We start from the raw sequence: 22,570 nt of genomic DNA on the forward strand, positions 1-22,570 counted from the left end.
TCCGGCAAGCTTTCCCTGCGGCTCCCTCAAGAACGGGAATCATCCGCGCAAACGCAATCTTGTTTTGGCATAGCACAAGAAAGGTGCGGCCAACACACAATTGTGGCGCGGAATCAACGCAAAACGTGGTGTTTGGGTACGTTCGGAATGTGGGAGACAGCGGCCCTCGGCATTACGCCGCGGCCGCATCACCATGGCGTTCGGCAGGCACTGCCTGGCGCGCGAGCAGATGGCGAATGGCCGCGCGCGCTTCGTCAGCCGACCTGAACCGCTGCGCGTCCAGATCCCAGACATGATACTTGACTGCCAGGAACTTGAACCGGCCCTCGTCCGGGACGACGACCCCGACGGCTTCGCCGCCATATTCGATAACCTGCTTGCTCATGCAAATAACGCTCCTTCCACACCCGAGGGCGCGGACATTTCAATTTTCGGCAAAGGATGAATTTCGAGAGTTCGAGGATCACATTCGGCAGAGGCGAATGAGACGTTTCTTCACTGTTGCACGACAATGGGAACGCGTGCCGAAGAAGGCGGCGGTCGAGACGGTTTCGGACATGTCACACTCCTTTGGCTTGTGTCCGGCATCGCAATGCCGGAGCGGTTCATGAACAACCATGAGGCGGACTCGCCCGCGTCACAGAGTTGCAAACTAGAATAATCTACCAATTCCGTCAATTAAAAAGATGATGATGCGAAAAATATTTCTCCACCCATCAAATTTTAGGGGGTCCGGATGCGAAATCCTTTCTCCCGATACGAAACCGGAGGCCCTCACTATCTAGGAAGCGAAGAATCAACCTGCAAGGTACGGGGGAGATAGAGACAGCACTTTCGGACAAAAAAGGGGCGACCCGTAAGGCCGCCCCTTCACGTTTTGTATCCTTGGCCCGGATCAGGCGGCCGGTGCGCCCGGCTGCGTGGTCCCGGTTCCGGTGCGGGTCGCCTCGCGATCCTTCCACCAACGATTGAGGAACAGGAGGATCGGGCCGCCGATGTAGATCGACGAGGTCGTCGCAACGATCACGCCGAAGATCATCGGCCAGGCGAAGCTCTTGACGGCATCGCCGCCCCAGATCGCCATCGGCACCAGCGACAGCGCGGTGGCCATCGAGGTGAAGATGCATCGCGCGATCACCTGATTGATGCTCATGTCGATGAGGTCGGAGAACGGCATCGACTTGTACTTGCGCAGGTTCTCGCGCATGCGGTCGTAAACCACGACCTTGTCGTTGACCGAGTAACCGATCATCGTCAGCAGCGCGGCGATGGCCGTCAGGTTGAAGTCGATGCCGGTGAGCGCGAAGAAGCCGATCGTCTTGGTGATGTCGAGCAGCAGGACCGCGATCGCACCGACGGCGAAGTGCCATTCGAAGCGGAACCAGATGTAGAGCAGGATCGCCACCATCGCGAGGCCAACGGCGAGGAAGCCCGACCGCGCGAGTTCGGTGCTGATCGTCGGGCCGACGACTTCCGTCCGCTCGAAGGTCACGTCAGGAATGGTCTGAACGGCCGCATCCTTGATCTTGTTCAGGGCAACCGTCTGCTCCTGCTCACCGCCGGGCTGGCGCTGAACGCGGATCAGGACCGACTTGTCCTGGCCGAACTCCTGCAGGGCCACTTCACCGATATTGAGCGACTCGAGGCCATGGCGCAGCGCCGGCAGATCGAGCGTCTGCTTGGATGTCGCTTCCACCTGAATACCGCCGACGAAGTCGATGCCGTAGTTGAGGCCAGGCGTGAAGAACAGCACGACCGAGCTGATCGACAGGAAGGCGGACATGCCGATGGCAACGAAACGGCCCTTCATGAAGGAGAAGGACGGCAGGTGCGGAACACGTCCGAAGAGCGAGGGGATCTCGAGCTTCTTCATCTTCCGGCGGATGACGACTTCACGCATCATCAGGCGCACGACGGTAACCGACGTGAACATCGAGATGATGATGCCGAGCATCATCGTGACTGCGAAGCCCTTGACCGGTCCGGAGCCGAACGCGAACAGCAGCACGGTACCCGAAAGCGTCGTGACGTTGGAGTCGATGATCGTCGCATAGGCTTTGTTGAAGCCGATATCGAGCGCCTTCATGGCGCCAGCGCCGCCCTCGGTTTCTTCTCGAATACGGGCATTGATCAGAATGTTGGCGTCCACCGCCATGCCGATGCCGAGGATGATACCGGCGATGCCGGGAAGCGTCAGGGTCGAGCCGAGCATGGCCAGCACGCCGATCGTCAGGATCGTGTGCAGCAGAAGGCCGACATTGGCGATCATGCCCCATGCACCGTAGAGCACGACCATGAGGGCAACCACGAGGCCGAAACCAGCAAGACCGGTGAAGATGCCCATGCGGATGGAATCGCTGCCGAGGTTCGGGCCGACGGAGCGCTCTTCGATCACCGTCAGCGGTGCAGGCAGTGCGCCTGAGCGCAGGAGTGCCGAAAGAACGGTTGCTTCCTGTGCCGTGAAGTTGCCGCTGATCTGGCCATTGCCGCCGATGATCGGTTCACGGATGACCGGCGCGGTCAGGACCTTGCCGTCGAGCACGATGGCGAAGGGCCGGCCGACATTGTCGCGGGTGATTTCGGCGAACTGCCGGGCGCCAAGCGAATCGAAGGTGAACGAGACGATCGGCTCATTGGTGCGCTGATCGAAGCCGGCCTTGGAATCGGCCAGGCGCTCGCCGGAGATGGCGATGCGGCTTTCGACCGGATATTTGTTACCGTCGTTGGCGCCGGGAAGGATGTCGACGCCACGGGGCGCCGGCTGGGTCACGTCCACGGTCTGATCGAGCATGTGGAAGCTCATCTGGGCGGTCGAGCCCAGGAGCTGGCGCAGCCCGGTCGGATCCTGCAAGCCCGGAAGCTGAACGAGGATACGGTTGGAACCGACGCGCTGGATCAACGGCTCGGCCACACCGACCGTGTCGACGCGGCGGCGAATGATCTCGAGGCTCTGTTCGACCGCCTTGGTCATGCGGTCATTGAGGCCAGCCTCGGTCATCGCCAGGCTGATGTTGCCGCCGTTCTCGGTGACTTCGACATCAGAGGCCGAACCGCTGAAACCGAGCGTGCCGACCGGTGCCGCGAGCTCCTTGAGCTTCGGCAGCGCCTTTTCGAGGTCGGCCGGATCGTCGATCTTGACGGTGACGGCATCGCCGCTGATGCGCGCCGACGAGGCGGGAATGCGCTCGCCGCGAAGCGCCCTGCGGGTGTCGTCGAGCAGGGTTTCAAGCCGCGCCTTGCGCAGGCCGGCGGCGTCGACTTCGAGGACGAGGTGAGAACCGCCCTTCAGGTCGAGGCCGAGGGTGACCGGCTTCACCGGCAGCCAGGCGCCGAACTGCTCGCGTTGCGCCGGCGAGAGAACGTTTGGCAGCGCCGCTATGCATCCGAAGATGATGACGACGACATAGGCGAAAATCGCCCATTTGGATGTACGCATGTTGTGGTTCCAAGAGAGCCTGTGCGGACGCCAGCGCGTCGTCAGGACTTTGTTTCATCAAGGGCATGAACACGATCGCAGCGATCATCGTGCCCGAATATCAGCAATCACTCAGGCGCGCGGAGGCGCGCGGATTTGCGGGCCGCGGTTGAGCAAACCGTCGGCGAATGGGGCACGGCCGAAAGCGAAATCTTCGCCGTACGGCACGAGGGGCAGCAACATGGCCGACACAGACAGCATCGGCACCGCGCCGTCGCCGGTTGCGGATTTGCTATCCTTGCGTTCGGCAGTGAAGCGCAGGTCCGAGGCCGGGATCGCGCGCGATATCTGGCGCGCGGCGGGGTGGTCCGAAGGAACGGTGTCGGGCGAGGAGAAGTTGCCCGCCTGCTGTTCGGCCGAAAGGCGTGAGGAAAAACCCTGTCCGACGACAATCAGCTGCATGGCGAGCGAGGCGCAGAAGAGCCACAGCACGGCGACGAGCCGGCCGGCAAACTTGCCTCTGTTGCCACCACACACTGGGTCCATTCGGGACGCCGCCCCTTCCTCGGCGCTTGGCGCCTGAAAGTTCAATTCAGCCGGAATGCAACAAATCTAGCCGAAGAACATGGCCGGAATCGAGCACGAGGCGCTCTTAACACCACTGCGGGCGCGAAATGTCAAATTTCGCGCCGCTCAAACGGTGGCATGACCTGCAGGTTACGCCGTTGCGCCGTTGGTTCTGACCTGGTGAATCTCGATCAGCGACGGCCCGCTGCGCGCACCGGCATCCGCCAGCGCACGCGGGAGATCGGTTATCGACGCCAGCCTTTCCGCCTCGATGCCATAGGCCTTGGCGGCGAGGATAAAATCAGGCGCCGAGGGCCTGACACCCTCAGGCGTCACACCGGAATCGATCATGTAGGACTCAATCTCCTGGTAGCCGTCATTGTTCCACACGAGGAAGATCACCCGCGCCTGGACATCGACGGCCGAACCGATTTCGGCAAGCGAGAACTGGAAACCGCCGTCGCCGACAAGGCAGACGACCGGCCGCGTCGGGTCGGCCACGGCAGCACCGACGGCAGCCGGCGGCGCGTAGCCGAGCGCGCCATACCCCGTCGCCGAGTTGAACCAGCTTCGCTGGCGCGGCGCGTCACAATAAAGGTTGCCGGCATAGACGGCCTGGGTGGAGTCTCCGACGATGGTGCAGTCCGGCAGCGCCTTGTAGACCGCATCGACCACGGCGATCTCGGCCCGCATCTTGGCCGTCAGTTCCTTCAGCGCCGCCTTGCGCGCAACTTCGGCGCGGGCTGCCCCATCCTTCGGCGCGTGTCCCGGCAGGAAGGCGAGAATGCTTGCCGTCGCCGTCTTGGCGCCCGACAGGATCGAAAGCGCCGCATGCGGTCCACGAGCCAGCTGTGCGGCATCGATGTCGGTGCGGATCAGGTTGCGCAGCACCGGGAACCCGCCATCGGCGTACATGTCATAGTCGGTCTGTCCCATCTCGGTGCCAAGCGCCAGCACGAGGTCGGCCTCCTTGAGCAGCGAGCGCACAGCCTTGAGGCTCGGGCTTGCGGGAACACGCAGCGGGCTACCGGCGAGCATGCCGCGCGCATTGACCGTGGTGACGACGGGCGCGCCGATCTGTTCGGCAAGCGCCCTGACCTCCGCCTCGGCGGTGAGCGCGCCGCCGCCGCAGATGATCACCGGGCGGCTCGCATCGGCACAGAGGATCGCAGCACGTTGCAGCGTCTCGCTGTCGGAGCGCGGGCGGGTCGCGGCGGCCGAGCGGATCGTCTTCGGCTCGATCCGCGCCGCCATGACATCGGTCGGGATTTCGATATGCACCGGCCCCGGCCGGCCGGACAAAAGCACCGAGAAAGCCCGATCGACGACGAAAGGCAGATCGTCGGGATTGAGCAGGGTGTGCGAATAGAGCGCCAGCGTCTTGATCATGCCGTGCTGGTCGGGAAGCTCGTGCAGCAACCCGCGACCGTGGCCGAGCGAATCGCGACGGTTGACGCCCGAAATCACCAGCATCGGGATCGAATCCTGCCGTGCCTGCGCCATGGCGGTGATGGTGTTGGTCAGACCCGGTCCGGTAATGACAAGCGCGACGCCCGGTTTGCCGCTGACGCGGGCGTAGCCATCGGCCATGAAACCGGCGCCCTGTTCATGCCGGGGCGTGACATGGCGGATTTTCGACGCCGCCAGCCCACGATAAAGCTCGACCGTATGCACGCCTGGAATACCGAAAACCACCTCGACGCCATTGGCCTCGAGCAGATCGACCAGGGCTTCGCCTACCGTTTTCGTAGTCATGCGCGGCGCTCCTGACGCAGTGTGGCACGCTCGGCAAGCGCGGTTATACGGCGGCACGCCTCGTCGATGTCCTTGTCGGGCACGGTCAGGCTGACGCGCAGGAAGTTCTGCGCCTCACCGCCGAAGGAAGATCCGGGCATCACCGCCACCCCCTCTTCCTCCAACAGCGCCCAGGCGAAGGCTTCGCCGCTCATGCCCGTTGCCGACACATCGATCAGCGTGAACATACCCGCCTCCGGCGGCAAGACCAGAATGCCGGGCGCACCGGCCAGACCCTCGACGACACGGCGCGAGCGGGACTTGTAGCTCTCACGCATCCGCCGCGCCGTATCAATGTCGTGCGTCAGCGCGTAAGCCGTCATATCGGCAATGAAGGGCTGTACGCCGAACAGCATGGTTTCCGACACCGGCAGCAGCCGGCTGGTAAATTCCGCCGGCCCAACGGCCCAGCCACTGCGGAAGCCGGGTGCGGCGTGCGACTTGGAGATCGACGAAACGACGATGGTGCGCTCGGCCAGATCCGGATTGTCGAACGGAGAGGCGAAGACGGCGTCGAACACCAGCTCCTCATAGACTTCGTCGCAGACGATCCAGAGGTCGTGGCGGCGCGCGACCTCGCCGATCTCGGCAATTTCGGCCGCCGTCAGCACGGCCCCGGTCGGATTGTGCGGTGTGTTGAGCAGCAGCACCCGGCATTCCGGCGTGATCGCCTTTTCGATATCGGCAGCCTGCATGTGAAAACCGAACTCTGGCTTCAGCGGCACCAGCACGTGATGGGCGCCTGTCGACTGAATGACACCCTCATAGGTGGCGTAGAGCGGGTCGCCGACGAGGACGGCATCGCCAGCCTCGACCAAGCCCAGCATGACGCCGAAAAGCGCTGTCTGCGTGCCCGGGAAGCACATGACGTTTTCGGTCGTCACATCGGCGCGGCGGCGGCGGTACTTCTCGACCAGCGCGGCCACGACCGCATGCTCGCCGCGGCCGTTGGAATAGCGATAGCGGCCGGCGTTCATGGCGCGCTGGCATTCGTCGATCAGCGCGCGGTCCGGCGGCACGTCCGGCTCGCCGATCGTCAGCTCGATGATATCGGCACCACCCGCCTTCAACTGGCGCGCACGGATGTGCAGCGACCATTTTCCCGAACCGAGGTCTGCGAGCCGGTCGGTGATCGAGGCGTAGCGCATGGTGTTTTCTCCCGTTTTCATTGTTTTTCACTGCCGATCGAGGTGCCAAGCAGCGCTTCGACCGAGGCCATGGCGATGGCGACCAGTTCGCCTTCGCGGAACAGATCTCCCGCCAGGCACCCTTCGATCCACAGGCCGTCGACAAGGCCGTTGATCGCGATCGCATAGGCGCGGCAGGTTTCCGCGTCGGCCGGCTTGTTCTTCACCGCCAGGAAATCGGCCAAGAGATCCTGCAGCGTGTTGCGGAAAGTCAGATAGCCGTCCCTGTGAATTTCGGCGAGGATCGGGTCGACGCGCACCTGGCTGATAAAAGCCGCCCAGAGCGAGATGCTGCGGCTGTCGGCGACCGGTTCGGTGAGGTTGATGGCGATGAAATCCCTGAGACGCGTTTCCGGATCGCCCTCGACATGGGCGGCCTTGTCGGTGAGCGACGCGATCACCGCCCGGTAGGCCTCGGCGACCATCTGGTCCTTCGATTCGAAATAATGCCGGACGAGGCCAGCCGTCACGCCGGCGCGGATGGCGATCTGGCGCACTGTCGCGCCTTTGAGGCCAAACTCCGCGATGCAATCGAGCGTCGCTTCGATCAGTTCCTGGCGGCGTTCTCCCTCGGGGGCCCGGTGAAACGTTCGGCGATTCATGCCGCCATCCGCGCGCGCGGGCTGGCGAACAGGTTCGTCAAGTCCTTCGAGCGGAACGGATGCATGGGGGACTCCTTCGGGGAAAATCGGGTAAGCGGCGAACAATAAAAAACGACGATACGCATTATTATACGCTTGAACAATAGCGGCACAAGTGCAACCATGCCTGCCAACAAACACCGTGACAAGCCAAAGATGCTGCGCGGAAAGACGACAGGGGAACTGTTTCATGCCTTCAGAAAACGCTCGCAGAGCCATGGGAGCAGCGCGCCGATGACGGATGCGGCCCAGGCAATCGCGGTCACTGACCTGCACAAGCGTTTCGGGCCATTGGAAGTGCTGAAGGGAGTTTCGCTCACGGCGAAACAGGGCGACGTCATCGCCATCATCGGCGGTAGCGGCTCCGGCAAATCCACCTTCCTGCGCTGTATCAACATGCTGGAGCTGCCGTCCGCCGGCACCGTCAGCGTGCACGGCGAAAAGATCCGGATGAAGCCGGACGGCCGCGGCGGCCTCGTCCCGGAAGACCGCAAACAGGTCCAGCGCCTGCGCAGCCAGCTCGGCATGGTCTTCCAAAGCTTCAATCTCTGGCAGCACATGACGATCCTCGAAAACGTGATCGAGGCGCCGATCCATGTGCTCGGCAAACAGAGGGCCGAAGCCATCGCCACGGCCGAAACGCTGCTCAAGCGCGTCGGGCTCTATGAAAAGCGCGATGCCTATCCCGCCTTCCTGTCGGGCGGCCAGCAGCAGCGCGCCGCCATCGCCCGCGCACTCGCGATCCAGCCGCTGGTCATGCTCTTCGACGAGCCGACCTCGGCGCTCGACCCTGAACTGGTCGGCGAAGTGCTTTCGGTGATCGGCGATCTCGCCCGCGAGAAGCGCACGATGATCCTCGTCACCCACGAGATGAAGTTTGCGCGCGACGTCGCCAATCACATCGTCTTCCTGCACAACGGCGTCATCGAGGAGCAGGGCCCGCCGGAGGCTATCTTCGGCGCACCCAGATCCGAAAGGCTCAAGAAGTTCATCAGCTCCATTCACTGAATTCAGCATTGCTCAACAACCAAAAAAGGGGAACAGCATGAAGAAGACATTGAAAGTCCTGGCGGTCGCAGCCGCCATAGCCGTCAGCGGCGGGATTGCCGCTTCGGCGGAAGCATTGAAGGTCGGCGTCGCCGCCGAGCCTTACCCGCCCTTCACCGCGCCGGATGCGAACGGCAACTGGGAAGGCTGGGAAGTGGAACTCATGAAGGCCGTCTGTGCGGAGGCGAAGCTTGAGTGCGTGCTGACGCCGGTCGCCTGGGACGGCATCATCCCGGCGCTGACGTCGAAGAAAATCGACATGATCATCAGCTCGATGTCGATCACCGATGAACGGCTGAAGACGATCGACTTCTCCGACAAGTACTACAACACACCGACCGGCATCATCGGCACCAAAGGCGAGGACATCAAGCCGACGCCCGAGGGCCTGAACGGCAAGGCGCTCGGCGTCCAGGTGTCGACCGTGCACCAGGCCTACGCCGCCAAGCACTTCGCCCCGGCCGGTGTCGAGGTCAAGGAATACCAGACGCAGGACGAAGCCAATAACGACCTCGCCGCCGGTCGCCTCGACGCCGTCCAGGCAGACGCCATAGCGCTCAAGGCGTTCCTTGCGACCGACCAGGGCAAGGAATGCTGCGACTACAAGGGTGACGTGGCCGAAGACGTGGCCGTGATCGGCCCCGGCGTCGGGATCGGTCTGCGCAAGGGCGAGACGGAGCTGAAGGACAAGCTCAATACCGCGATCAAGGCGATCCGCGACAACGGCACCTACGACACGTTCTCGAAGGAGTACTTCGACTTCGACATCTACGGCAAATAAGGCGCAAGCGGCCGGCAGTCCTCGCGCTGCCGGCCGTTGCCTTCGGAGGTCGAAGACGCATGGCATCGGATTCTATCGTCAACTGGAGCCTGCTTGCACTGTCCGCGCCCGGATGGGGCGGCGTGCTGCTGCAAGGCTTCGGCAACTCGATCCAGATCGCCGTCGGCGGTTTTGCGCTCGGCCTGACGCTCGGTATCGGCGGCGCCTTCGGCAAGCTCTATGGCGGCCCGATCCTGCGTGACCTGCTCGAGTGTTACACCACGGTCGTACGGGCGGTGCCCGAGCTCGTGCTCATTCTCCTGCTCTACTACGCCGGCACGGACCTTTTGAACCAGCTGTTGGCGCTGCTTGGCATCGGCCCGGTCGACATCAGCGGCCTGATGGCCGGCATCTTCGTCATCGGCGTGGTTCAGGGCGCCTATTCCACCGAGGTGCTTCGCGGCGCGATCAAGGCGGTTCCGGCCGGGCAGATCGAAGCCGCGCGCGCCTACGGCATGTCGCCCTTGAAGGTGCTGCGGCGCGTCACGCTGCCGGCGATGCTGCCCTACGCCATCCCCGGCCTTTCCAATCTTTGGCTGATTGCCACCAAGGACACGGCGCTACTGGCCGTCGTCGGCTTCAGTGAGTTGACGCTCGTCACGCGCCAGGCGGCGGGCACGACCAAGGCCTATCTCCTGTTCTTCCTTGCCGCCGGCGCGCTCTATCTGGCGCTGACGCTTATCTCCAACATCTTCATCGGCATGCTGGAACGGCATGCGAGGCGCGGTTTCGCGGAGCAACGATGACGGACCAAACCACTCACGCCGTCGCCTTCACGCCCGAAGACCTGCCGACCGCGCGCAGCTTCTTCCAGCCGCATCGCATCGTAATGATGCTGGTCTTTGCCGCCCTCGTCGTCTGCGCCGCGGTCTTCATGCGCTGGGACTGGCTGCCGCGCTACCTGCCGCGGCTCGGCTGGGGCATTCTCATCAGCCTGGTGATGCTGTTCAGTACGGCGATCCTCGGCTTCCTGCTTGCCGTGCCGATCGGGCTGGCCCAGGTGACCGGCCCCTGGTTCTTCAAGCTGCCGGCAAAGGTGTTCTGCACCGTCATTCGCGGCACGCCGCTGCTGCTGCAGCTCTGGCTCCTCTACTACGGGCTCGGCTCGCTGTTCCCGCAATTTCCCGCCATCCGCCAATCGTTCCTCTGGCCCTATCTGCGCGAGGCGTGGCCCTATGGCGTCGCGGCGCTGACGATATCCTTCGCGGCTTACGAGGGCGAAGTGATGCGCGGCGCCTTTGCGGGCGTTCCAGCCGGCGAACTGGAGGCGGCGAAAGCCTATGGCATGAGCCGCTGGACGATGTTCCGGCGCATCTGGCTGCCGCGCGCCATCCATCGCGCCCTGCCGACGCTCAACGGCGAGACGGTGCTGCAGCTTAAATCGACGCCGTTGGTGGCGACGATCACGGTCGTCGACGTCTACGCCGTCATCTCCAAGGTCCGCCAGGAAACGTTCCTGACCTATGAGCCGCTGCTGCTGCTCGCGCTCATCTATATGTGCCTCACCGGCATTCTGGTGGTGGCCTTCCGCACGTTCGAAAATCGCATACCAACCCGCGGTGCATGACATGAAGCTTTCCTCCTCCATCGACAACGCCATGCCGGAACTCGTCGCCATCCGCCACGATCTGCATGCTCACCCGGAACTGGGGCTGGAGGAGACACGCACCTCGGCCTTCATCGCCAGACACCTCACCGAACTCGGCTACGAGGTGACGACCGGGCTTGCCAAAACCGGTGTCGTCGCAACGTTGCGCAACGGCAGCGGATCGCGCTCGATCGGCATTCGCGCCGATATCGACGCGCTGCCGATCCTCGAGGAAACCGGCCTCGGCTACGCCAGCGAGACACCGGGGCTGATGCATGCCTGCGGCCACGACGGCCACACGACGATGCTGCTCGGTGCGGCACGCGCGCTTGCCGAGCGCCGCAACTTCGATGGCACCATTCATCTGATCTTCCAGCCGGCCGAGGAGAATTTCGGCGGCGCCAAGATCATGATGGACGAAGGGCTGTTTGAAAAATTCCCCTGCGACGCGGTCTTTGCGCTTCACAACGAACCGGGCCTGCCCTTTGGTCAATTCGCCCTGCGTGAAGGGCCGATCATGGCGGCGGTCGACGAGGCGCGCATTACCGTGCACGGACGCGGTGGCCATGGTGCCAAACCGCAGGAAACCGCCGACCCGATCGTCTGCGGCGCCTCGATCATCATGGCGCTGCAGTCGATCGTCTCGCGCAACATTCACCCGATGGACCCGTCCGTCGTCACCGTCGGCGCCTTCCATGCGGGCTCGGCCAGCAACATCATCCCGGAGCGCGCCGAAATCGTCGTCGGCATTCGGTCCTTCGAGCCTGATGTCCGCGACGAGCTGGAGCGCCGTATCCGCATGATCGCAGAGGCGCAAGCCGCGAGCTTCGGCATGCGCGCGACGGTCGACTATCTGCGCAGCTATGACGCAACCATCAACCACAAGGCGGAGACGGATTTCGTCCGCGATCTAGCCATTCGCTTTGCCGGTGCCGACAAGGTGGTCGACCTCGCCCGTCCGTTCATGGGCAGCGAGGATTTCGCCTATATGCTGCAGGATCGGCCAGGCACCTATTTCTTCCTCGGCTCGAAGGTGAACGGCGAGGAGAAGCCGCTCCATCATCCCGCATACAATTTCAACGACGATCTGCTGCCGATCGGCGCCGCCTTCTGGACGGAGCTTGCGGAAGCCTATCTGCCCACGCGCTGAGAGCCCCGCACAACACCAAGCTTAGCCCATGGGCGCCTGCCATTGGTAGCCGGCCCGCCCGCTCCCTTTTGCCGCAAGCGCGACATTGCCGCAGTGTGACAACGTGGCGGCCGACCCGTCATTGACCTTTGGCAATTTTGGCGCAGATTCAAGCACATGCTGAAACGCGGGTACAACCACAGGATTGGCCCGGCCCGAAAGGCACTGCGCAACGCCTGGGATCGCAATGATCCGAGGCTGACAATGCGCAGCAGACCAGAGAGCTGCAGTGCCCCCCGTGCGCCAGGATCGACACGCGGCGCTGCACGTCTGAAAGGATTGTGCCGTGTTTGAAAATTTCGATGCGACCATACTTGCCCGCATCCAGTTCGCCTTCACCGTTTCGTTCCACATCATCTTCCCGGCCTTCTCGATCGGGCTTGCGAGCTACCTTGCGGTGCTTGAAGCTCTGTGGCTGTGGAAGAAGGACGAGGTCTATCTCGAGCTCTTCAACTTCTGGAAGACGATCTTCGCCGTCGCCTTCGGCATGGGCGTCGTCTCCGGCATCGTCATGTCCTATCAGTTCGGCACCAACTGGAGCGTCTTTTCCGACAAGGCCGGGCCGATCATCGGGCCGCTGATGGGCTATGAAGTGCTGACCGCCTTCTTCCTTGAGGCGGGCTTCCTCGGCGTCATGCTTTTCGGCCTCAACCGCGTTGGGCCGAAGCTGCATTTTCTGGCTACCGCCATGGTGGCGATCGGCACGCTGATCTCGGCCACCTGGATCCTTTCGGCAAACTCCTGGATGCAGACGCCGAGGGGCTTTGCTATCAACGAAGTCGGACAGTTCGTGCCGGTCGACTGGTGGGCGATCGTCTTCAACCCGTCCTTCCCCTACCGCCTGGGGCACATGGTGCTTGCCGCCTATCTGACGACAGCCTTCGTCGTCGGCGCCTGCGGCGCCTGGCATCTCATCCGCAAGACCGCACCGCGCCGCGCGCGAAAAATGTTCTCGATGGCGATGTGGATGGCGGCGATCGTAGCGCCAATCCAGATCTTTGCCGGCGACATGCACGGCCTCAACACGCTGGAACATCAGCCGGCCAAGGTGATGGCGATGGAAGGTCATTACCAGAGCCATCCGGATGGCGCGCCGCTCATCCTCTTCGGCATTCCCAATTCTGCCGAGAAGCGCGTTGACTACGCGATCGAGGTGCCGAAGCTGTCGAGCCTGATCCTCAAGCATGATCTGAACGCGCCGCTTGCCGGCCTCGACACCATTGCCGAGGAGCTGCATCCGCCCGTCGGCATCGTCTTCTGGTCCTTCCGCGTCATGGTCGGCCTCGGCTTCGCCATGCTCGGTATCGGGCTCTGGAGCCTGTGGTGTCGGTATCGCGGTACGCTCGACAGCAATGCCTGGCTGCATCGCGCCGCAGTCTTGATGGGACCGGCCGGCTTTGTCGCCGTGCTTGCCGGCTGGGTCACCACCGAGGTCGGGCGACAACCCTATACGGTCTACGGCCATCTGCTGACAGCAGACTCGGTCGCACCGATTGCGGCGCCTGCCGTCGGCGCTTCGCTGCTCGCCTTCATCATCGTCTACTTCTTCGTTTTCGGAGCCGGCACCTTCTACATCCTGCGGCTGATGGCGCGACTGCCGCGCGATCCGTCGCCGGATCTCGACGAGGGACCGATCCGCACGGCCGGTGCCGCCCTCGCCAACCCCCATGGAGGTCATCATGGACATTGATCTGCCGCTGATCTGGGCCGGCATCATCGCGTTTGCGGTGCTCGCCTATGTCATCCTCGACGGGTTCGACCTCGGTGTCGGCATCCTCTTCCCGTTCTTTCCGCAGAAGCACGATCGCGACGTGATGATGAACTCGGTCGCGCCCGTCTGGGACGGCAACGAGACCTGGCTTGTTCTGGGCGGCGGCGGCCTGATGGCGGTGTTCCCGCTTGCCTACGCCACGATCCTGCCGGCCCTTTACGCGCCTATCATCGCCATGGTCATCGGCCTCATCTTCCGCGGCGTCGCGTTCGAATATCGCTGGCGCACCAGGCGAGCCGAGTATCTCTGGAACTGGGCTTTCTCGGGCGGCTCGATGCTCGCTGCTTTTGCGCAAGGCATCACGCTCGGGGCACTGGTCCAGGGTATCCCCGTCGCCAACCGTGCCTATACCGGCGGCTGGTGGGATTGGCTGACGCCGTTCTCGATCATGACCGGCATCGCCGTCGTCGTCGGCTATGCGCTACTCGGCGCCACCTGGCTGGTCATGAAGACCCATGGCGACCTGGCGGATCGCGCGCGCCGCCTCGCCCTCAAATGCTCGTTCGGCACCATCGCCGCCATGGGCATCGTCAGCCTGTGGACGCCCTTCCTCGAGCCGCTCTATCTGGAGCGCTGGTTCGGCTGGCCGACGGCGATCTTCAGCATCATCGTGCCGCTCCTGGTGCTTGCCTGCCTCTACCTTTTGATTTCAGGCATCAGGACCCGTCATGACAGCCGGCCGTTCCTTGCCGCCCTCGGACTGTTCGTGCTCGGCTATGCCGGCATCGGCATCAGCTTCTTTCCCTATATCGTGCCGCCATCGCTGACGATCTGGGATGCGGCAGCGCCCGACGAAAGCCTGTCGTTCCTGCTCGCCGGCGCATTGGTGCTGGTGCCGATCATCCTTGCCTATACCGGCTACGCCTACTGGGTCTTCCGCGGCAAGATCGATCCGGAGGAGGGCTACCATTGAAGAGCGAAACGGGAACCGGCCGAAAGCTTCTGTGGTTCGTCGGGCTTTGGTGCGCCGGCGTTGCCACCGTCACCGTCGTCGGCCTCATAATCAAATTGATGATCGGCACCTGATTGTAACGTTTCGATGACAGGGCAAAAAGCCTCGCTCAAGCTTGGCGGGTTAGCTTTTCCCAACACGTCAGCAGGCGATCGCCGCGGACGGAGACAGGACCGCACCCTCCTCCCCCGCCAGGCGATCGCCTGCTGAGGTGACCACCGTCCCGGTGGCATCAGGTGACCACCGACACGGTGGCACCCGGTGACCATCCCCTGGATGGCACCCGGACCGTGCGACCCTGTTGCCTCTTCTCAGATCACCCGCCGTTTGTTAGCAGTGCGCCACAAGAACGCCGCGCCCATGCGGACGCGCCAGGCATCACTGCCGCAACCGGACGAGACAGATGCAAAAGACCCCAGCCGAATGCACGACCATGGCCGATGTGCGCGCCGAGATCGATCGGCTCGATCAGGCCTTGATGGCGCTTTTCGCCGAGCGCTGGGGCTATATCGACCGGGCGGCGGAAATCAAACGGCCGCTGAAACTGAAGGCCGATATCCCGGCGCGGGTCATGGAAGTGCGTGAGAATGCCCGCAAGAATGCCGAGAGCCAGAACCTGGACCCGGATTTCTACGAAGAGATCTGGGCACGGCTGATCAACCACGCGATCGCGCATGAACAAAAGATACTGGGCGAAACGAGCGACGATCAAACGCCCTGATCGAAGGCCCCATACCAACCTGCGTTGATATCAGACTAACCGCATCTGTGGGCGCGGCAGGTCGTAGCTGTTTTTGCGCGCCAGATGCTCTTCCCAGGCGAAGGCGCTCTCGACGATCTCGTCAAGGCTTGCATGGGCCGGTACCCAATCGAGCTTCAGCCGTGCGAGCGAGGGATCGGCAACGATGCGAGCGATATCGCCCGGTCGCCGCGGTCCGTGCTCAACCGCAATGTCACGGCCGGAGATGCGCCTGATGGTGTCGATGACCTGCAACACGGAAAAACCCTGGCCGTAGCCGCAATTGCTGACCAGCGGCTCCCCGCCGGCCCTGAGATAGGCAAGCGCACGCATATGCGCTTCGACAAGGTCGGTCACGTGGATGTAGTCACGGATGCCGGTGCCATCGGGCGTCGTATAGTCAATGCCGTAGATATCGACCTTCGGTCGCTTGCCAAGCGCCGCTTCGCAGGCGACCTTGATCAGATGGGTTGCGCCGATCGTCGACTGACCTGCCCTGCCCAGGGGATCGGCGCCGGCGACGTTGAAATAGCGCAACGCCACATAGCTGAAATCGTGGGCTGCAGCTGCATCCCGCAGGATCAATTCGGCCATCAGCTTCGATAGCCCATAGGGGCTTTCGGGTTTAAGGGCTGCCGTCTCGCGCACGGGTTCCCCGCCGTCCTGGCTGCCATAGACGGCGGCCGTCGACGAGAAGACGAAACGGCCGATCCCCGCCTTGACGCCAGCCTCTATCAGCGTGCGCGTGGTGGCGGTGTTGTTGTCATAATAGGCAAGCGGGTTGGCAACTGATTCGGGCACGATCGCCGAACCGGCGAAATGCACGACCGCATCGATGCTGTTCTCTTCGAAGATACGCGCCAGCAAGGCCTTGTCGCCGACATCGCCACGGTAGAAGCGCGCCTCGGGTGGCACGGCCCAGCGGAAGCCGGTCGACAGCCGATCGAGCACGACCACATCCTCATGCGCGTCGAGCAACGCCCACGTCATGTGGCTGCCGATATAGCCGGCACCGCCCGTTACCAATACGGCCATTCACTGCTTCCCGTTCCCTGGACCACTGTCGACAGCAAAGCCCAGGGATGCTTTCGGAATAGGTAAAGGCCGCACGCCTGCACGGTCGGGGCACCACAATTCCTTGGTGTAGAGTTAAGAAATGGTCACGCGGAAAGGTCGGCGCGGCATTTGGCGCATGCCGACCTCTATTGCGGCCGGTCTTTACCGGCTGAGAATGTAATTCTGCAGGCGGTTTGCCGCTTCTGCGACCTGGGCCGGATCACGCAGAAAGCAGGCGCGCATGAACAACGAGCCGCCATCGCCGAAGGCGGTTCCCGGAGCAAGGCCAACGCCTGTCTTGTCGACGATGTCGATCGCCGCAGCCCGCGAATCCGTGACGCCGTCGATCTTGAGGAACGTGTAGATCGCACCGTCCGGCTTCAGCGTTTCGACCCGATTGGTCGCGATCAGCGCGTCGCACAAGAGGTCACGGCTTTGTGCCGCCTTGGCAATGTTGGCGTCGACGAAAGCATCGCCCTCGTCCAGCGCCACGACGGCGCCGCGCTGCATGAACTGCGCCACACCTGAGGTTGCATATTGCACCAGGTTTTCAAGCACCTGGCCAATTGCCGGCGGGGCGGCGATCCAGCCGACGCGCCAGCCGGTCATCGACCAGTTCTTGGAGAAGGAGTTGACGAAGATGATGCGCTCGTCGTCGTCCATCACGTCAAGGAAAGAAGGCGCCCGGCCACCGGCGTAATGATAGAGCGCATAGATCTCGTCGGCGACGATCCAGAGGCCGTGCTTGCGCGCCAGTGCCAGAATGGCGCGAAGATCGTCATGGCTCGCGGTCCAGCCGGTCGGGTTCGACGGCGTGTTGATGAACAGGGCCCTGGTCTTCGGACCGATTGCCGCTTCGAGCCGCTCGTGGTCGAGCTGCCACGTGCCGTTTTCGAAGCGGAGCTCAACGGAAACGGGCTTGACGCCCGACAGTTCGGCGGCTGCGGCAAAGTTCGGCCAGGCAGGGGTCAGAAGCACCATTTCGTCGCCCGGCGACGTGATCGCCTCGATCGAAAGCTTGATCGCCTGCATGCCCGAGCCGGTGACATAGAAATGCTCCGGCGAAAGATCCTTCTGGAATCGGCGCTGGTAGTAGCGCGACAGCGCTTCGCGCAGCGGCGGGATGCCGCGCTGCCAGGTGTAGAAGGTCTCGCCGGCGAGCAGCGCTTCGCTGGCCGCTTCGGAAATGAAGGTCGGGGTCGAAAGATCGCCCTCGCCCACCCAGAGCGGGATCAAACCGTCGCGCCCACGGGCATAGTTCACGACCTCGACGATGCCGCTTTCCGGCGCCGAGAGTGCACGGGGGCTGATGGTGGTCATGATGGTCATCGACGGGCTCCTGGATCACGATGGCTTTGGGTCGGGTGGACCCAAAATCTTGAACGTGAACGATTCTCATAGGTTAGAGCAGAATACGGGTGGAAAACCGCGCGCACTTTTCCTCATCCCGCTCCGGATTGCCCGTCGCTTCTAGCCGCTTTCGCAGATGCGATCACGCGACTTTATCTGACCGACTTATTGATTTCTGTGATGTTTCGCGGGCTCCGGCCGACGCCGGAGCCCCGAGGGAGAGGAACTCAGGCGCGCTGCTTCAGCAGGTCGCGAATTTCCGAGAGCAGCAGGATATCTTGCGGCGGCGGCGCGGCCGGTCCTGCTTCCTTCTGTTTTTCGAGCGATTTGCGCATGCGGTTCACCGCTTTGATCATCAGGAAGATGATCCAGGCGAGGATCAGGAAGTTGATGAGCACGGTGATGAAGTTGCCATAGGCAAAGACGGCGCCCTGCTGGCGAGCAGCGGCAAGGGACGTCGCCGTGACGTTGGCCGACAGCGGCAGGAAGTAGTTGGAGAAGTCGAAACCGCCGCCGGTGAGCGCACCGACGATGGGCATCACGAGGTCTTCGACGACCGACGTGACGATCTTGCTGAAGGCGGCGCCGATGATCACACCGACCGCGAGATCCATGACGTTCCCGCGGGCAATAAACTCCTTGAACTCATTCAGCATACGTCTCTCCGTATTATCCCCGTTGAAAGCGACCGCCGGCGCTGTCCCGCGCTGCAACCGTTCACGGAATCTAAACCAAAGCGGGCAATGTGGAAACCGTTCTTTGCCTTTGATCAAATCGCATGCAAGCGAGTTGCCCGATCGCGACCAGCCCTTGCCGGTGCCGGCCGGCGGCGCGCTTTCTGTAACGCCGCCTTGAACTTAAGACTGATGCCGAGGCAATTCTCAACCTCTTGCAGTTGGCCTATGCTTGCCCCCGGAGGAATGAGGCATGCTCTCGGGTTCGGTCATCTTCGCCTCGGCCTTCGCCTATCTGCTGCTGCTTTTCGCAGTCGCAAGCTACGGCGACCGACGGGCCAGGAGAAAAAGCACTGCGGTCAAAGGCAGGCCGCTGGTCTATGCGCTGAGCCTTGCGATCTATTGCACGTCCTGGACCTATTTCGGCGGCATCGGTCTTGCGGCCGAGCGCGGTCTCGAATTCACCGGCATCTACATCGGCCCGATCCTGATGTTCACACTCGGCATGCCGCTGATCCGAAAGATCATCCGGCTGGCCAAGACCGAGAAGCTGACATCCGTCGCCGACTTCATCGCGGCCCGCCACGGCAAGAACCCGGCGGTGGCAGCGATCGTCGCGCTGATTTCGCTGGTGGGCGCCGTGCCTTATATCGCGCTGCAACTGAAGGCGATCTCAAGCTCGGTCGCCGCCATGATCAACACGAGCGACTATGGCATCGGCGCCGGGCAAAGCTTCATCGATCTGCCGCTCCTCGTCACCCTGTTTCTCGCCTGCTTCGCCATCGTCTTCGGCACCCGCCATACGGATGCAACCGAACACCAGGACGGCCTGATCCTCGCAATCGCGATGGAATCGGTGGTCAAGCTGGTGGCGCTGATCACCGCCGGTCTCTACATCGTCTTCGTGATCTTCGACGGGCCGACGCATCTGTGGACGCTCGCCCAACAGAGCCCGGCGGTCGAGCAGGCGCTTTCCTACGAAACGCCGATCGCGCGCTGGATCCTGCTGATCGTCACCTCGGCCTTTGCGATCATCATGTTACCGCGGCAGTTTCACGTCACTGTTGTCGAGAACCGCACCGAAGGCGAGTTGCGTACCGCCGGCATCCTCTTTCCGCTCTATCTGGTCGCCATCAACCTTTTCGTTCTGCCGATCGCCATTGCCGGCATCCTGACCTTCTCGGGTTCCGGCGATGCCGACCTCTACCTGCTGACGCTGCCGCTCGCCAACGGCCTGCCGCTGTTGACGCTCATCACCTTCATCGGCGGGTTTTCGGCGGCGACAGCCATGGTGATCGTTGCCTCCGTGGCGCTGTCGATCATGATCTCCAACGACATCGTCATGCCGGTGTTCCTGCGCCGCAACCTCGGCCAGCGTGGCGGGCTGCAGGAAAACCTCGCCGGCACGCTGCTCAACATCCGTCGCACGGCGATCTTCGTCGTGCTTCTGCTCGGCTATGCCTATTACCGCTCGGCCGATATCAGCGCCGGCCTCGCCTCGCTCGGCCTTCTCTCCTTCGTTGCCATTTCGCAGATGGCACCTTCTCTGCTTGGTGGCCTGGTCTGGCGCCAGGCCAATGCCCGCGGCGCGATCTGCGGCATGGTCTCGGGCTTTTTCGTCTGGGCCTATCTCTTGTTCCTGCCGAGCCTCGGCGGACCTGATAATTCGCATGTCGCAACGACCATCCTCAGTTTCCTCCTGCCCTTCACCGACGTCTTTTCCGGCGCCGATGCCGATCCTCTGGTCAACGCCACCACGCTCAGCCTGCTGATCAACCTGACCATGTATGTGCTCGGCTCGCTGACGCGCGCACCCAAGCCACTCGAACGTTTCCAGGCAGGGGTCTTCATCACCCGGCGATCACGCAGCGAAAGGGCGTTTCGCGGCCGCAAGACGAAAGTCACCGTTCGCGACCTCAAGGCGACGATCGCGCGCTACATGGGCGACGAGCGCATGCAGCGTTCGTTCCACACCTATGAGCGCCAGTCCGGCCGCTGGCTCGACGACAATGCGCCCGCCGACATGGCGCTGGTGCATTTCTCCGAGCAGCTGCTCGGCAGCGCCATCGGATCGTCCTCGGCCCGCCTGGTCTTTTCTCTGGTGCTGCAACGGGTCGACGACACCTCGTCGGATACGGCCTGGCTGCTCGATCAGGCCAGCGAAGCGCTGCAATACAATCAGGACATGCTGCAGACCGCGCTTTCGCAGATGGACCAGGGCATCGCCGTCTTCGACAATGCCAACAACCTGATCATCTGGAACAGGCGCTTCCGCCAGTTGCTCGACCTGCCGGAGGCGGCCGGCCAGGTGGGCTTCCCGCTTGCCGATATCGTCGCGATCCTCACCAAGCGGGGCGACATCCGTAAGGAGGACGAGAAGCGGCTGATCGCCAACTTCCTGACCCTCGACAAGCCGTTCCTGATGGAGCTTGGAAACGGCCAGCAGATTATCGAAGTGCGCACCAACGCCATGCCCGACAAGGGCATCGTCACGACCTACACCGACATCACCCAGCGGGTCGCCGCCGACATGGCGCTGAAGCAGGCAAACGAGACGCTGGAACTTCGGGTGGCGGAGCGCACCGGCGAGCTGACGCGGGTGAACCACGAGCTGGCCGAGGCCCGCGCCGCCGCCGAAGAGGCCAATATCGGCAAGACACGCTTCTTTGCCGCTGCCGGTCACGACATCCTGCAGCCGCTCAACGCCGCGCGGCTCTACTCGTCCTCGCTGGTGGAACGGCTTGGGGAATCGGACAACAGCACGCTGGTGGAAAACATCGATTCCTCGCTGGAATCGGTGGAAGCCATTCTCGGCGCCGTGCTCGATATCTCCCGGCTCGACACCGGCGCGATGAAGGCGCGCCTGCAGTCGGTGCCGCTCAACGATCTCCTGCGCCGGGTAGAGACGGATTTTGCGCCGATGGCGCGGGCGAAGGACCTCGAGCTGGTGGTGATGCCGACATCGCTGGTGGTGCGCACCGACCCGAACCTGCTCAGGCGTGTGGTGCAGAACCTTGTCTCGAACGCCGTCAAATACACGCTCAGAGGCAAGGTGCTGGTCGGCGTGCGCCGGCGCGGCAAGATGGCAACGATCGAAGTGCTGGATTCCGGCATCGGCATTCCGTCGTCGAAGTTCCGCACTGTCTTCAAGGAGTTCGCGCGGCTCGACGAAGGCGCGCGCACCGCATCCGGCCTCGGCCTCGGACTTTCCATCGTCGACCGGATTTCGCGCGTGCTCAACCATCCCGTCAGCCTGCAGTCCAAACCCGGCAAGGGCACCGGTTTCAAGGTCACGGTGCCGCTCGATCCGACCGCCGGAGAACGGGTCGCCGTTGGGCCGGTGCCGACGACCAAGGCCAGCGAGGCGCTCAACGGTCTGCGCGTGCTCTGCATCGACAACGAGCCGCGCATCATCGAAGGCATGCGGGTGCTGCTGTCGGGCTGGGGCTGCATCGTCACGACGGCAGAATCGCTGGCCGCCTGCACGGAGATGTCGACGTCCGCACAGGAGCGTCCGCACGCCATCATTGCCGACTACCATCTCGACGACGGCACCGGCATCGAGGCGATCGCGCGCATCCGGGCGCTGCTCGGCGAAAACATACCGGCATTGCTGGTTACCGCCGACCGGTCGCCGGAAGTGCGAGGAGCGGCGGAGCGCGACGGCGTCGCCCTGCAGAACAAGCCGGTGCGGCCGGCCGCCATGCGGGCGTGGCTGACCCAGCTCTCGACGGCGGCAAAGACGGCTGCGGAATAGCCCGACCCAGCGGCCCACGTTGA

General features: G+C 63.1%; 18 protein-coding genes. 9 read left to right on the top strand and 9 right to left on the bottom strand.

The window, feature by feature from the left end:
* Nucleotides 1-172 precede the first annotated feature (172 nt).
* The 6 genes from ABIE33_RS05545 to ABIE33_RS05570 form a co-directional block, all read right to left on the bottom strand.
* Nucleotides 173-385 (bottom strand): hypothetical protein, encoded by a 213-nt coding sequence (locus ABIE33_RS05545; RefSeq protein ID WP_429122349.1) that lies wholly within the window; start codon nt 383-385, stop codon nt 173-175.
* A gap of 510 nt (nt 386-895) precedes the next feature.
* The gene (gene secD / locus ABIE33_RS05550; RefSeq protein WP_429122351.1) at nt 896-3,436 is read right to left on the bottom strand and encodes a protein translocase subunit SecD; all 2,541 of its coding nucleotides are present in this window, start codon (nt 3,434-3,436) and stop codon (nt 896-898) included.
* Between the two features lie 111 nt (nt 3,437-3,547).
* A complete protein-coding gene (locus tag ABIE33_RS05555) occupies nt 3,548-4,006 on the bottom strand; it encodes a hypothetical protein (protein WP_429122354.1) in 459 nt (152 codons plus the stop codon).
* 126 nt (nt 4,007-4,132) lie between these two features.
* A complete protein-coding gene (locus ABIE33_RS05560) occupies nt 4,133-5,737 on the bottom strand; it encodes a 5-guanidino-2-oxopentanoate decarboxylase (protein WP_429122357.1) in 1,605 nt (534 codons plus the stop codon).
* Complete coding sequence (locus ABIE33_RS05565) at nt 5,734-6,924, bottom strand: pyridoxal phosphate-dependent aminotransferase (protein ID WP_429123114.1); 1,191 nt, start codon at nt 6,922-6,924, stop codon at nt 5,734-5,736. The genes ABIE33_RS05560 and ABIE33_RS05565 overlap by 4 nt, the downstream gene beginning before the upstream one ends.
* Before the next feature lie 17 nt (nt 6,925-6,941).
* A complete protein-coding gene (locus ABIE33_RS05570) occupies nt 6,942-7,565 on the bottom strand; it encodes a TetR family transcriptional regulator C-terminal domain-containing protein (RefSeq protein WP_429122360.1) in 624 nt (207 codons plus the stop codon).
* Nucleotides 7,566-7,838: 273 nt separating this feature from the next.
* Between ABIE33_RS05570 and ABIE33_RS05575 the strand changes: the two genes are divergently transcribed.
* From ABIE33_RS05575 to ABIE33_RS05610, 8 genes are all read left to right on the top strand, one after another.
* Nucleotides 7,839-8,612, top strand: coding sequence for an ABC transporter ATP-binding protein (locus ABIE33_RS05575; RefSeq protein ID WP_429122363.1), 774 nt, complete (start codon nt 7,839-7,841; stop codon nt 8,610-8,612).
* A gap of 37 nt (nt 8,613-8,649) precedes the next feature.
* The gene (locus ABIE33_RS05580; protein ID WP_429122366.1) at nt 8,650-9,432 is read left to right on the top strand and encodes a transporter substrate-binding domain-containing protein; all 783 of its coding nucleotides are present in this window, start codon (nt 8,650-8,652) and stop codon (nt 9,430-9,432) included.
* Between the two features lie 59 nt (nt 9,433-9,491).
* A complete protein-coding gene (locus tag ABIE33_RS05585; protein ID WP_429122368.1) occupies nt 9,492-10,217 on the top strand; it encodes an ABC transporter permease in 726 nt (241 codons plus the stop codon).
* On the top strand, nt 10,214-11,038 hold the full coding sequence (locus ABIE33_RS05590) for an ABC transporter permease (RefSeq protein WP_429122371.1): 825 nt from the start codon (nt 10,214-10,216) through the stop codon (nt 11,036-11,038). The genes ABIE33_RS05585 and ABIE33_RS05590 overlap by 4 nt, the downstream gene beginning before the upstream one ends.
* A 1-nt stretch (nt 11,039) precedes the next feature.
* Nucleotides 11,040-12,209 (top strand): M20 aminoacylase family protein, encoded by a 1,170-nt coding sequence (locus ABIE33_RS05595; protein WP_429122374.1) that lies wholly within the window; start codon nt 11,040-11,042, stop codon nt 12,207-12,209.
* A gap of 325 nt (nt 12,210-12,534) precedes the next feature.
* Nucleotides 12,535-13,938 (top strand): cytochrome ubiquinol oxidase subunit I, encoded by a 1,404-nt coding sequence (locus ABIE33_RS05600; RefSeq protein WP_429122377.1) that lies wholly within the window; start codon nt 12,535-12,537, stop codon nt 13,936-13,938.
* Entirely contained in the window at nt 13,928-14,932 is a 1,005-nt protein-coding gene (gene cydB, locus ABIE33_RS05605) for a cytochrome d ubiquinol oxidase subunit II (protein ID WP_429122380.1), read from the top strand. Before ABIE33_RS05600 ends, cydB begins: the two co-directional genes overlap by 11 nt.
* Before the next feature lie 442 nt (nt 14,933-15,374).
* On the top strand, nt 15,375-15,692 hold the full coding sequence (locus tag ABIE33_RS05610; RefSeq protein WP_429122383.1) for a chorismate mutase family protein: 318 nt from the start codon (nt 15,375-15,377) through the stop codon (nt 15,690-15,692).
* A 30-nt stretch (nt 15,693-15,722) separates the two neighbouring features.
* Here ABIE33_RS05610 and galE read toward each other — a convergent pair whose 3' ends face one another.
* The 3 genes from galE to mscL form a co-directional block, all read right to left on the bottom strand.
* Complete coding sequence (gene galE, locus ABIE33_RS05615; RefSeq protein ID WP_429122386.1) at nt 15,723-16,745, bottom strand: UDP-glucose 4-epimerase GalE; 1,023 nt, start codon at nt 16,743-16,745, stop codon at nt 15,723-15,725.
* A gap of 183 nt (nt 16,746-16,928) precedes the next feature.
* Nucleotides 16,929-18,095, bottom strand: coding sequence for a pyridoxal phosphate-dependent aminotransferase (locus ABIE33_RS05620; protein WP_429122389.1), 1,167 nt, complete (start codon nt 18,093-18,095; stop codon nt 16,929-16,931).
* Nucleotides 18,096-18,343: 248 nt separating this feature from the next.
* The gene (gene mscL, locus ABIE33_RS05625) at nt 18,344-18,772 is read right to left on the bottom strand and encodes a large conductance mechanosensitive channel protein MscL (RefSeq protein WP_429122391.1); all 429 of its coding nucleotides are present in this window, start codon (nt 18,770-18,772) and stop codon (nt 18,344-18,346) included.
* 271 nt (nt 18,773-19,043) lie between these two features.
* Here mscL and ABIE33_RS05630 point away from each other — a divergent pair, with 271 nt between their 5' ends.
* Nucleotides 19,044-22,547, top strand: coding sequence for a PAS domain-containing hybrid sensor histidine kinase/response regulator (locus ABIE33_RS05630; RefSeq protein WP_429122395.1), 3,504 nt, complete (start codon nt 19,044-19,046; stop codon nt 22,545-22,547).
* The last annotated feature ends 23 nt before the right edge of the window (nt 22,548-22,570 follow it).

It is taken from the genome of Ensifer sp. 4252 (genome assembly GCF_050434565.1).
Taxonomy (GTDB): Bacteria; Pseudomonadota; Alphaproteobacteria; order Rhizobiales; family Rhizobiaceae; genus Ensifer.